Source organism: Mammaliicoccus sp. RAM2 (assembly GCF_045897195.1).
GTDB classification, from domain to species: domain Bacteria; phylum Bacillota; class Bacilli; order Staphylococcales; family Staphylococcaceae; genus Mammaliicoccus; species Mammaliicoccus sciuri.
In genome coordinates this window covers 145,564-157,906 of sequence record NZ_JBJNWI010000002.1, presented here as the reverse complement: position 1 = coordinate 157,906, position 12,343 = coordinate 145,564, and the positions used below count along the sequence as shown (strand labels likewise).

The following is a 12,343-nucleotide window of genomic DNA, read 5'->3' as shown; positions in this document are numbered from 1 at the left end:
CGTTAACATGAAGCCAATCATTGTGGTTACAAGTACAAGAACTGTTCAACGTGAAGATGTCGATATTCGTCATTATCCGTTCATTGATATTGTTCCTATCAAATTTGAACAATCTTGTTTAAAACCACACTATGATTGGCTTATTTTTACGTCTGTAAATGCGATCAAAATATTTGAACCATATTTAAATCAAATAGAAGTTGATCGTATAGCAGTTATCGGTACAAAAACAAAAAAAGTAGCAGATCAGTACAATATCTCAGTCGATTTAATGCCAGATTCATTTACTCAAGAAGGTTTATTACATGAATTTAAAGATCAGTTCACAAATCAATCTATATTAATCCCGTGTAGTAAACAAGCTAGAGATAAACTGGCGAAAGAACTTATGAAATGGGATAATCAAGTACAAGTACTGCATCTATATGAACCTGTTACAAATATAGAAAATGTTAGAAAAGTACATGAACTGATACAACACCAAGAAGTAACGCATGTTACTTTTTCAAGTTCGTCGGCTGTTTCTAGTTATTTTGATAACTATCATCGAATTCCTAACTCAGTTGAAGTTTATGCAATTGGTGCTATAACAGAGCGAAAGTTAAATACATATCATCAACCTTCTAAAGTAGCAGAAGAATACACATTAGAAGGCATGATAAATACAATTTTGAAAGAGGTAAAATCATGAAATTTGATAGACATAGAAGACTTAGATCATCTCAAGTAATGAGAAATATGGTGAAAGAAACGTATGTTCATAAATCAGATTTAATATATCCGATTTTTGTAATTGAAGAAGATAATATTAAAAACGAAATATCTTCAATGCCAGGTATTTATCAATTAAGTTTAAACTTATTAGAACAAGAGCTAAATGAAGCTTATGATTTAGGCATTAGAGGTGTTATGTTCTTTGGTATACCTAATGAGAAAGATGCTTGTGGAACAGGTGCTTTTATTGATGATGGTATTATACAAAAAGCAACACGATTATCTAAAAGTAAATTCCCAGATATGTTAGTTGTGGCGGATACGTGTTTATGTGAATATACAGACCATGGACATTGCGGTGTAATAAACGAAGAAACAAAAGATGTAGATAACGACCAATCATTAGAATTACTTGTGAAAACAGCTGTATCACAAGCTAAAGCTGGTGCAGATATTATTGCGCCAAGTAATATGATGGACGGATTTGTTACTGAAATTAGAGAAGGCTTAGATCAAGCAGGATTTATAAATATTCCTATTATGAGTTATGGTATTAAATACGCATCTAGCTTCTATGGCCCATTTAGAGAAGCAGCAGAAGGGGCACCTTCATTTGGAGATCGTAAGACTTATCAAATGGATCCAAGTAATCGATTAGAAGCTTTCAGAGAATTAGAAAGTGATATTAAAGAAGGTTGCGACATGATGATTGTCAAACCAGCACTAAGCTATTTAGATATCATTAGAGATGTTCGTAATCGCTCAGACTTACCAATTGTTGCATACAATGTAAGTGGAGAATACAGTATGACAAAAGCAGCTGCATTAAATGGCTGGATAGATGAAGAAAAAATCGTGATGGAACAAATGACGTCAATGAAACGTGCTGGTGCTGACATGATTATTACTTATTTTGCTAAAGATATTTGTAAATATTTAGATGGAGGAGACTACTAATATGAGATATGAACGTTCAATAAATGCCTATGATGAAGCTGTAAATTTAATGCCAGGTGGCGTAAATAGTCCAGTACGTGCTTTTAAATCAGTAGATACACCACCAATTTTTATGGACCACGGACAAGGATCTAAAATTTATGATGTAGATGGCAATGAATACATTGATTACGTGTTAAGTTGGGGACCATTAATTCTAGGTCATACACATGAAAAAGTAAAAGCTGCATTACATGAAGCAGTTGATAAAGGAACTTCATTTGGTGCATCAACTGAACTTGAAAATAAAATGGCAAAACTTGTTATTGAACGTGTGCCATCTATTGAAATGGTGAGAATGGTTTCTTCAGGTACAGAAGCGACATTAGCCGCTTTACGTCTTGCAAGAGGTTACACTGGTAGAAATAAAATATTGAAATTTGAAGGCTGTTATCACGGTCATAGTGATTCATTATTAATTAAAGCAGGTTCTGGCGTTGCGACTTTAGGTTTACCAGATTCTCCTGGTGTACCAGAAGGCACAGCTAAAAACACTGTTACTGTTCCATATAACGATATTGAAGCAGTAAAAGTTGCATTTGAACACTTTGGTGAAGATATTGCTGGCGTTATAGTTGAGCCAGTAGCTGGTAACATGGGCGTCGTGCCACCTGTTGAAGGATTCTTAGAAGGGTTACGTGATATTACGAAAGATTATGGCTCATTACTTATTTTCGATGAAGTTATGACTGGATTTAGAGTTGGCTATAACTGTGCACAAGGTTACTTTGGTGTGACACCAGATTTAACATGTTTAGGTAAAGTTATAGGTGGTGGACTACCAGTTGGCGCATTCGGTGGTAAGAGAGAAATTATGGAAGAAATAGCACCAGTCGGTAATGTATATCAAGCTGGTACACTTTCAGGTAACCCATTAGCAATGACAAGTGGTTACGCAACACTAAGTGAATTAACTGAAGAAAGCTATCAATACTTCAACGAACTTGGAGATTTACTTGAAAAAGGTCTGAAAGAAGTATTTGCAAAACACGCTGTTCCGATTACGGTTAATCGTGCAGGTTCAATGATTGGGTATTTCTTAAATGAAGGACCAGTAACTAACTTCGATGAAGCAAATTCATCAGACTTAGCATTATTTAGTAAAATGTATAGAGAAATGGCTCAAGAGGGCGTATTCTTACCACCTTCACAATTTGAAGGAACATTCTTATCTACAGCACATACTAAAGAAGATATTGAAAAAACAATACAAGCTTTTGACATTGCTTTAGAAAGAATTACGAACGAATAAAACTTACCTCAAATTATAGAAACATAAATGATATAATTTTTTTGAGGTGTTAAATCATGAATAGAAATAAATGGAACATTGTACTCGTTAGTTTGTTAGCAATTATACTCGGTTTTGTGTTACAAAGTATTCACATGATATTACCATGGTTGTTTGGACCTATATTTGCGAGTTTAATTGTGATTAAAGTGTTGAAAAGAACGATTAAATGGCCAACATGGTTAGGTAATATCGGGTTACTGATATTAGGTGTACAGATGGGTTCTACATTTACGCCTAATGTCCTTCATGATATTAAAGATGAATGGATACAAATTATCTTAATGTCAGTTTGTATCTTAATACTTGCGTTAATTGTATCAATAGCGTTTAGAAAAATTGCAAATGTTACTTTCGAAACGGCCTTGTTAAGTGCAATTCCAGGTGCTTTAAGTCAGATGGTTATTATGGCTGAAGAAAATAAAAAAGCAGATTTGTTAATTGTTACACTTACACAAACATCTCGAATCATGTTTGTCGTAATATTAGTTCCAATTATTTCATCCATTTATGGTAATGATGGTACCGCGTCAGGACAAATTGAAAAGGCGCCATCTATATTTACATCGCTAGATTTCACAGGTATATTTGTGCTACTAATCGGTATCATCGCTTTATACTTTATATTCTATAAATTGAAAGTACCAGTGCCGCAATTACTTGCACCGATATTTGTATTATTAGTATGGAATTTATATACTGGGCAAATCTTCTCATTAGATTATCCGATCATTGTCGTTGCACAAGTATTATTCGGTATAAGAATAGGTGTTCAAATATCAGATTTAATCAATAATTTAACGAGAAAGACAATTTTTGCTATAGCATTTCAAAATGTATCGCTCATTATTGGCGCATTTGTACTTGTTTTTGTATTTGAGTTATTTATAGACGACAATATAAACGATTTATTCTTAAGTGCAGCACCTGGTGGTATGGCTCAAATTATCGTGGTAGCATTAGAAACAGGCGGTGATGTCGCCATGATATCAAGTTATCACATATTTAGGATATTCTTTATTCTACTGATTGTTGCGCCATTAATTAAAATTTTCTTAACAGCACGAACTAGAAAATATGGAAATTAAAATGAATCAATATTGACTTATATGGATTCTGCTTATATTATTAGAGTAATCGAATATTTATCAAGGAAGAGTAAATCATTGATTAATGATAGAGAGTGCATGGTTGGTGTAAATGCATATTAATGATGATTGAAGGTAGCCTTAAATTGAACATTAATTGAAACTAAGTAGGTTAATGCGTGTGCGAGCGATAATCGTTAGAGTGCAATATAAGTGATTATATTGAATTTAGGTGGTACCACGGTTTAACCCGTCCTATTTATTAGGACGGGTTTTTTATATTATAAAGGGAGTGATTTTAATGGAAATGGAACCTAAGTATAACCCTAAAAAGGTTGAAGAAGGCCGTTATCAATTTTGGTTAGATCATAATTATTTTAAGCCAAGTGAAAATAAAAAAAAGGAAACATACACAATTGTTATTCCACCACCAAACGTAACAGGGAAGTTGCATTTAGGACATGCATGGGATACAACTTTGCAAGATATTTTAACAAGAATGAAAAGAATGCAAGGTTATGACACATTGTATTTACCAGGTATGGACCACGCAGGTATTGCAACACAAGCTAAAGTTGAAGGTAAATTAAGAGAACAAGGTTTAACAAGACATGATTTAGGAAGAGATAAATTCCTTGAACATGCTTGGTCATGGAAAGAAGAATATGCTGACTTTATTAGAGCTCAATGGGCTAAATTAGGACTAGGTTTAGACTATAGTCGTGAACGTTTTACATTAGATGAAGGCTTATCTCAAGCAGTTAAAAAAGTGTTTGTTGATATGTATAACAAAGGTCTTATCTATCGTGGTGAAAGAATTATTAACTGGGATCCACAAACTAAAACAGCTATTTCTGATATTGAAGTTATTCACGAAGATATTACAGGTCATTTCTATCATATTAAATATCCTTTTAAAGATGGAGAAGGCGCAATTGAAATTGCAACGACACGTCCTGAAACGATGTTAGGTGATACAGCAATCGTTGTTAACCCAAATGATGATCGTTACAAACATTTAATTGGTAAATCAGTTATATTACCGATTATTGGTCGTGAATTACCGATTATTGGTGATGACTATGTTGATATTGAATTTGGTAGTGGTGCAATGAAAGTTACACCAGCTCATGACCCTAATGACTTCGAAATTGGTGAAAGACATCAACTAGAAAAAATTAATGTTATGAATGAAGACGGTACAATGAATGAGCTAGCAGGTAAATATAGTGGTTTAGATCGTTTTGAATGCCGTAAACAATTAATCGAAGACTTAAAAGAAACTGGCGAATTAATCAAAATCGAAGAACATGTTCATTCTGTTGGTCACTCAGAAAGAAGTGGCGCAGTAGTAGAACCTTATTTATCTACACAATGGTTTGTTAAAATGGAACCATTAGCTAAACAAGCATTAGACAATCAAGATACAGATGGTCGTATTAATTTTGTACCAGATCGTTTTGAAGGAACATTCAATAGATGGATGGAAAACATTCGTGACTGGACAATTTCAAGACAATTATGGTGGGGTCATCAAATCCCAGCATGGTACCATAATGAAACAGGCGAAACATACGTTGGTGAAGAACCACCAGCAGATATCGAGAACTGGACTCAAGATGAAGATGTCCTAGATACATGGTTTAGTTCTGCATTATGGCCATTCTCAACATTAGGTTGGCCAGATGAAAACAATGAAGATTTCAAACGTTACTATCCAACTAATACGTTAGTAACAGGTTATGATATTATTTTCTTCTGGGTATCAAGAATGATTTTCCAAGGTTTAGAATTTACAGGTAAAAAGCCATTTAATGACGTTTTATTACACGGATTAGTAAGAGCTGAAGATGGCCGTAAAATGAGTAAATCACTTGGTAACGGTGTTGATCCAATGGATGTAATTGATGAATATGGTGCAGATAGTTTAAGATACTTCTTAGCTACTGGTTCATCTCCAGGTCATGACTTACGTTATTCTACTGAAAAAGTTGAAGCGGTATGGAACTTTATCAATAAAATTTGGAATGCGTCACGTTTCAGCATTATGAATATCGGTGAAGATTTCAAATTTGAAGATATAGACTTATCTGGTGAAAAATCTGTTGCAGATGAATGGATTCTTACACGATTAAATGAAACAATTGCGAACGTTACGGATTTAAGTGATAAATATGAATTCGGTGAAGTTGGTCGTGTATTATATAACTTCATTTGGGATGAATTCTGTGATTGGTATATCGAAATGAGTAAAATACCAATGAATGGTGAGGACGAAGCTAAAAAACAAATGACACGTTCAGTATTAGCTTATACGTTAGATCAAACAATGCGTATGCTTCATCCATTAATGCCATTCGTAACCGAACATATTTGGCAAGCATTACCACATGAAGGTGAAACAATTATTCAAGCTTCATGGCCTGAAGTAAGACCAGAATTATCAAATGAAAATAGTAAAGTATCTATGCAACTATTAGTTGAAATCATTAAATCTGTAAGACAAGCACGTCGTGAAGTGAATACACCAATGTCTAAAGAAGTACCAATTCACATTGAAGCTAAAGATGAAAAAGTGAAAAAACAACTTTTAGACAATAAAGATTATTTAATGCGTTTCTGTAATCCAAGTGAGTTAGTGATTGATACAAAAGTTGATATTCCAGAAAAAGCGATGACTGAAGTTGTATTTGGTGCGACAGTTGTATTACCTTTAGAAGGTTTAATTGACATGGATAAAGAAATAGAAAGACTTGAACAAGAACTTCAAAAATGGCAAAAAGAATTAGATCGTGTTAATAAAAAATTAAGCAATGAAAAATTCGTTGCAAATGCACCTGAAAAGATTATTAACGAAGAAAAAGATAAAAAAGTTAATTATCAAGAAAAATATGATGGTGTATTAGCAAGAATTGAACAACTGAAAGGCTAGGAAATCTTATGAATTATTTAGATAGTTTACACTGGATACATGAACGCACGAAGTTCGGTATTAAACCAGGCGTTAAAAGAATGAAGTGGATGCTCGACAAATTAGGTAATCCTGAAGAAAAGATTCAAGCAGTTCACGTAGTCGGTACAAATGGTAAAGGTTCAACTGTCAGTTATTTAAGAGAAGCCCTAGTAGCTAATAACTATGAAATTGGTACTTTCACATCGCCATTTATAGTCACTTTCAATGAAAGAATCAGTATTAATGGAACACCAATCACAGATGATGAATTGGTTGAGTTAGTTCAGATAGTTAAACCAATATCTGAACGACTTGAATCTGAAACTGAATTAGGTCCAGCTACTGAATTTGAAATTATTACATTAATGATGTTTGTATATTTTGGTACAGTACATCCTGTAGACTTTGTCATCATTGAAGCGGGATTAGGTGCTTTAAATGATTCAACGAATGTATTTCAACCAATAATGACGGTGTTAACAAGTATCGGTTTAGATCATACTAATATTTTAGGCGATACGTATATGGATATTGCAAGAGAAAAAGCTGGTGTCATTAAACCAAGTGTTCCGCTTGTATATGCCATTAAGCCTAAAGATGCGTTACATTTCGTTAGAGAAGTAGTTGAGAAAAATTACAATAAAGGTCTAGAACTAGATCGAGATTTTCATGTACTGTCAGATGATACTGAATTTACGTATCGATATGGTAGTTATGAATTAGAAAACATTCAACTAAAAATGATAGGTCAACATCAGCATGAAAATGCTGCACTTGCGATTACAACACTTATTGAAATGTATCAAAGAGGTATGATTCAATTAAACTTTAATACAATGATTGAAGCGATAGAACATACAACATGGTCAGGTCGAATTGAAAAAGTTCAAGAAGAACCACTTATTTTAATAGACGGTGCACATAATAAAGAAAGTATTGATGCATTAGTAGATACATTAAAACAATACTATTCTGACAAAAAAATCGATGTATTATTTGCAGCGATAGATGGTAAGCCAATAGGGAAAATGATGAGTAGCATAGAAGAAATAGCCAATAGATTTTATGTGACAACATTTGATTTTCCAAAAGCATTACCAATTGATGCAGTATACGATTATTTAGAGCATCACCATATTGAAAAAGTTCAAGACTATCCTCAATTTATTGAACAGTACGACGGAGAATTACTCGTTGTAACAGGAAGTTTATACTTTATTAGTGAAGTAAGAAAATTATTTAAAGATTAATATAGAGTGGGAGCGGGACAGAAATCTAATTTGTATAAAAAGATTTCGTTGTCCTGGCAAGGATGACTAGAGTTGAAAAAGCTTGGTACAAGCGCATTTTCAATTCAGACATCTACTGCCAATATGATAAAAGAGACTGAGACATTACATTATGTCACAGTCTCTTTTCTTATATATCTTTAACGAGTGTCGTTTTGTTACTATGGGTATCCTTATAAATCAGTAAATGAGGTGTTATTTAATTTGAGTTAGGAATTATGTCCCAAACTCATTTTTTATGCCCATGCTTTTCGCGGATAAGTTCTCAGATTATTTTTAACGATTTTGTAACGTGCTGACGCCTGAGGCAATAGTATGTGTGAGAGACTACAGGCTCAAACCATACCCTAGGCAAGCATGCACGAACAAAATCATAGATTTTTATATAATATTCAATATTTTCTGATAATAGTGTATGATGGTACTTATAAATAGGGGGGGATTAATTTGAAAGATATAGTTGGAAAATTTATAAGGTTCAAGAATCCTCATACATATGCTATATTGCTTTTCATTATTGCTATGAGTTGTTTACTGACATATGTGATACCTTCTGGGGAATTTGACAGGAAGTCTGTTAATGATCGGGAAGAGGTTGTTTCAGGTACATATCATTTAGTAGATAGTGAACCTTCTGGATTTTTAGAAATATTTAGATCTATACCTGAAGGATTAATCAGTGGTGCAGATATTATCTTTTACATATTTTTAGTTGGTGGAGCATTTGGCATTATTCATAAGACAGGTGCCATTACCAATGGCGTCAATGCTGCAATGAACAAGCTTGGTAAAAACGGTAAGTTAATGATTCCACTAACGATGTTTATTTTTTCATTGCTTGGTTTCTCGATAGGTTTAGCTGAAGAGACAATTATCTTTGTTCCAATCGGTATAGCGATTGCTAGAGCAGTTGGATATGATGCAATGACAGGTGCTGCAATGATTATCATGGGCGCTGCTGCTGGCTTTCTGGGTGGAATGCTCAACCCATTTACAGTTGGAGTTGCTCAACAGATTGCAGAAATTCCGCTTTTTTCTGGATGGGAATTTAGAACGATTATTTATATTTGTGTATTAATTGTTGGTATTGCATACGTTATGTTTTACGCTCGAAAAGTTAAAAAGAATCCAAAGAAAAGTTTAGTATACGAGTTAGAACAACAAGAAAAGAATCAAATAGAACCACAAGAAGAGATTGGTAGATTTACAAAGCGACAAATGTTTTGTTTAATTTTATTAGTCAGTGCAATATGTTTTAACGTATTTGGCATTTTTACATTTGGTTGGTCATTTAATGAAATGAGTGCCAATTTCTTGCTAGTCGGATTATTGGCAGGTTTTATTGCTGGTTTAGGTTTTAATGGTACTTTCGATGCTTTAATCGAGGGTATGCAATCTATTTTATTTGGAGCATTAATTGTTGGCTTCGCTAAAGCAATCGTCGTTGTATTAGAAAATGGTAAAATTATCGACACAATAGTTTATTATTTAACAAATACAATTCAAGATTTACCAGCAAGTATTACGGTAGGGATGATGTTTATCATACAAATGGTCCTGAATTTCTTTATCCCTTCTGGTTCTGGTCAAGCGATGACGACTATGCCATTAATGGTGCCTATTTCTGATTTATTGAATATCAATAGACAAATGGCAGTACTTGCCTTCCAATATGGTGATGCAGTGAGTAATAGCATATTCCCAACATCAGCTTCGTTAATGGGAGGATTAGCTGTAGCAGGAATCTCATACACAACTTGGGTTAAATTTATTTGGAAGTTATTATTACTGTGGGTTGTTATCTGCTTAGTTGGTATTATTATTGCATTAGCCCTAGGTTATTAAATTTTACAAAACTTGAAAAACACATGCTATCTTTAGATGTTTTTCAAGTTTTTTTAATGGATTTATAAAGAGTTAAAAAGTATTAGAGCTATTTACTAACAATATGCGATTATAAATATTGTGGTCACATTTGGTATATTAATATATATCAATAAGGAGCTAAAAAGTATGTTCAAAATGTTTATATTCGGTGCAATCATTGCAAGTTATATGTATCAACTTACGGGTGTGAAAAATGTGGGTTTTCATTTATTAACGAAACGTTCAGTTTGTGAAACATGTCATACATCACTTAAACCAATAGATTTATTACCCATTGTAAGTTATGTAGCATTACACGGTAAATGTCGTTATTGTAAGAAGCGCATTCCAATAATTTTATTAGTTTCTGAAGTCCTTTTAGGCATACTATTTCTGATTCCCATTCTTTCAGTAGTTCAATTAAATCCTCTTTTGTATTACTTCTTAATTATATTTTTAATACCTTTATCTATTTATGATTTCCATCATTTTGTCATACCGAATCATATGCTCATCATTATGTTAGTATGTAGTGTTTATTTATTTGGAATAACGCGAGAACAATTTTTTTACGCACTGTTTATCATATTAATTTTGCACATTTTATATTTCATATCAAGGGGAGGGCTAGGTTATGGAGATATTAAATTGTTTTCGTTACTCAGTTTAATTTTGCCGGTATCACATTTTATATTATGTTTTATGTTTACTTTTATATTTGCGGGTGTATTGATCACACTTTATGTATGTACCACTAGAAACAAAATTCAAAAAGTACCACTCGTTCCTTTTATGACACTTGCGGTTATATTTGTACAATTATTCCAAACTCAACTTAATGATTATTTTTTAGGAGGCAACTATGGTTATTAAAATTAAAGATTTACAACATGAAGATAAACCGAGAGAAAGACTGAAATCATATGGTCCGGATAAATTAACAAATAGAGAATTATTGGCGATTATTATTAATTCAGGAAGCAAACAATATTCCAGTCTAGAATGTGCGAATAAAGTATTGAATTTAGTTGAAAATACAAGAGAACTAAGACATTTAACATTGTCTGAATTACTAAGTGTTAATGGTATTGGTGAATCTAAAGCAATTACAATTTTAGCAGTTATTGAATTAGCTAAAAGAATGCATAGCAATACCGTTCTCGACAAAGTAGAAATCAATGAACCACAAGATGTTGCAGATTATTTAATGGAAAAATTAAGATATTTAAAGCAAGAACACTTTGTTGCTTTATTATTAAATACAAAGAATCAAATTATACATGAACAATCGATTTTTATTGGTTCATTAAATATGGCGGTTGTTCATCCGAGAGATTTATTGAGAGAGGCAGTTAAGCATTCTGCTGCTTCAATTGTCATTGCACATAATCATCCAAGTGGTGATCCGACACCATCATTAGAAGATATTAAAACGACAAAGCGAATATTATATTGTTGTGATTTAATGGGTATCGATTTATTAGATCATATTATCATTGGTGATGGAGAATTTATTAGCATATTTGAAAATGACTATATCATGTGTGAAGACTTAGAAATTAATAATATAACTGAATGATTCAATGTTATAATGTAATTAAAAATGAGTCAGGAGTTTTTATTTTGCAAATCATAACGTTCTTATTTGTCGTATTACCGTTACTATTTATTATTTCTTTATTTCAACGTAAGAAAAAGCGACCAATTGTTAGAAAAGACTATGGCATCACGTTGGTGTTAGGCATCATTGGTGTATTCTTAGCTTCCATTATTCTTACTTTAACTAAAGACGGTTCTACACTTTCAATTAATTTAATACTTGGTTCAATTGTTGCAGGAATTGCTTGGGGTATTCTCGTTTCAATTACATTATTCATTTTAAACAAAATATTAAACAAATAAATAAAATTGTAAATTTTCGGATATTATATTGACATTAATTTTTGAAAAGGCTATCATTAACTTAAATTTATGAGAGAGGAGGTAGTGACTTATGAGAAACATCAGAAGAAGATTTTATAAACATACAACATCATACATCACTACCCCTACGTTAAATATGAAGCATTAGGGAGTAGTATATTCACTTCCTTTAGAATGTAATTTAAGCACACGCTTTCTTTAAGGATGCGTGTGCTTTTTTGTG

At 32.8% G+C, this 12,343-nt stretch carries 10 protein-coding genes and 1 other annotated feature; all 10 genes read left to right on the top strand.

What is annotated here, in order from left to right; translation table 11 throughout:
- Positions 1–7: 7 nt before the first annotated feature.
- Positions 8–691 (top strand): uroporphyrinogen-III synthase, encoded by a 684-nt coding sequence (locus ACJTHF_RS03980; RefSeq protein WP_078355888.1) that lies wholly within the window; start codon positions 8–10, stop codon positions 689–691.
- Positions 688–1,671 carry a porphobilinogen synthase gene (hemB, locus tag ACJTHF_RS03975; RefSeq protein ID WP_048539628.1) on the top strand — a complete coding sequence of 328 codons (984 nt, stop codon included), beginning with the start codon at positions 688–690 and terminating at the stop codon, positions 1,669–1,671. Before ACJTHF_RS03980 ends, hemB begins: the two co-directional genes overlap by 4 nt.
- A gap of 1 nt (position 1,672) precedes the next feature.
- Positions 1,673–2,962, top strand: a complete 1,290-nt coding sequence (hemL, locus tag ACJTHF_RS03970; protein WP_058592068.1) for a glutamate-1-semialdehyde 2,1-aminomutase — start codon at positions 1,673–1,675, stop codon at positions 2,960–2,962.
- A 56-nt stretch (positions 2,963–3,018) separates the two neighbouring features.
- Positions 3,019–4,089 carry an AbrB family transcriptional regulator gene (locus tag ACJTHF_RS03965; protein WP_078355886.1) on the top strand — a complete coding sequence of 357 codons (1,071 nt, stop codon included), beginning with the start codon at positions 3,019–3,021 and terminating at the stop codon, positions 4,087–4,089.
- Positions 4,090–4,137: 48 nt separating this feature from the next.
- Positions 4,138–4,350, top strand: a binding site (T-box leader).
- A 40-nt stretch (positions 4,351–4,390) separates the two neighbouring features.
- Positions 4,391–7,021: a valine--tRNA ligase gene (locus ACJTHF_RS03960; protein ID WP_407812532.1), complete on the top strand. Its 2,631-nt coding sequence runs from the start codon at positions 4,391–4,393 to the stop codon at positions 7,019–7,021.
- An 8-nt stretch (positions 7,022–7,029) separates the two neighbouring features.
- Positions 7,030–8,292, top strand: coding sequence for a bifunctional folylpolyglutamate synthase/dihydrofolate synthase (locus ACJTHF_RS03955; RefSeq protein ID WP_048539632.1), 1,263 nt, complete (start codon positions 7,030–7,032; stop codon positions 8,290–8,292).
- 486 nt (positions 8,293–8,778) lie between these two features.
- Positions 8,779–10,176, top strand: a complete 1,398-nt coding sequence (locus tag ACJTHF_RS03950) for a YfcC family protein (protein WP_078355884.1) — start codon at positions 8,779–8,781, stop codon at positions 10,174–10,176.
- Positions 10,177–10,344: 168 nt separating this feature from the next.
- Positions 10,345–11,070 (top strand): prepilin peptidase, encoded by a 726-nt coding sequence (locus tag ACJTHF_RS03945; protein ID WP_078355883.1) that lies wholly within the window; start codon positions 10,345–10,347, stop codon positions 11,068–11,070.
- The gene (gene radC / locus ACJTHF_RS03940) at positions 11,060–11,776 is read left to right on the top strand and encodes a RadC family protein (protein ID WP_058592073.1); all 717 of its coding nucleotides are present in this window, start codon (positions 11,060–11,062) and stop codon (positions 11,774–11,776) included. The genes ACJTHF_RS03945 and radC overlap by 11 nt, the downstream gene beginning before the upstream one ends.
- A 44-nt stretch (positions 11,777–11,820) precedes the next feature.
- Positions 11,821–12,099 (top strand): hypothetical protein, encoded by a 279-nt coding sequence (locus ACJTHF_RS03935; RefSeq protein ID WP_058592074.1) that lies wholly within the window; start codon positions 11,821–11,823, stop codon positions 12,097–12,099.
- Positions 12,100–12,343: the final 244 nt, after the last annotated feature.

Bases quoted from the DNA above. Each gene is read 5' to 3' on its own strand.
- ACJTHF_RS03965 (WP_078355886.1), top strand. From the start codon at position 3,019: ATGAATAGAAATAAATGGAACATTGTACTCGTTAGTTTGTTAGCAATT.
- hemB (WP_048539628.1), top strand. From the start codon at position 688: ATGAAATTTGATAGACATAGAAGACTTAGATCATCTCAAGTAATGAGA.
- ACJTHF_RS03980 (WP_078355888.1), top strand. From the start codon at position 8: ATGAAGCCAATCATTGTGGTTACAAGTACAAGAACTGTTCAACGTGAA.
- ACJTHF_RS03955 (WP_048539632.1), top strand. From the start codon at position 7,030: ATGAATTATTTAGATAGTTTACACTGGATACATGAACGCACGAAGTTC.
- radC (WP_058592073.1), top strand. From the start codon at position 11,060: ATGGTTATTAAAATTAAAGATTTACAACATGAAGATAAACCGAGAGAA.
- ACJTHF_RS03960 (WP_407812532.1), top strand. From the start codon at position 4,391: ATGGAAATGGAACCTAAGTATAACCCTAAAAAGGTTGAAGAAGGCCGT.
- ACJTHF_RS03945 (WP_078355883.1), top strand. From the start codon at position 10,345: ATGTTCAAAATGTTTATATTCGGTGCAATCATTGCAAGTTATATGTAT.
- hemL (WP_058592068.1), top strand. From the start codon at position 1,673: ATGAGATATGAACGTTCAATAAATGCCTATGATGAAGCTGTAAATTTA.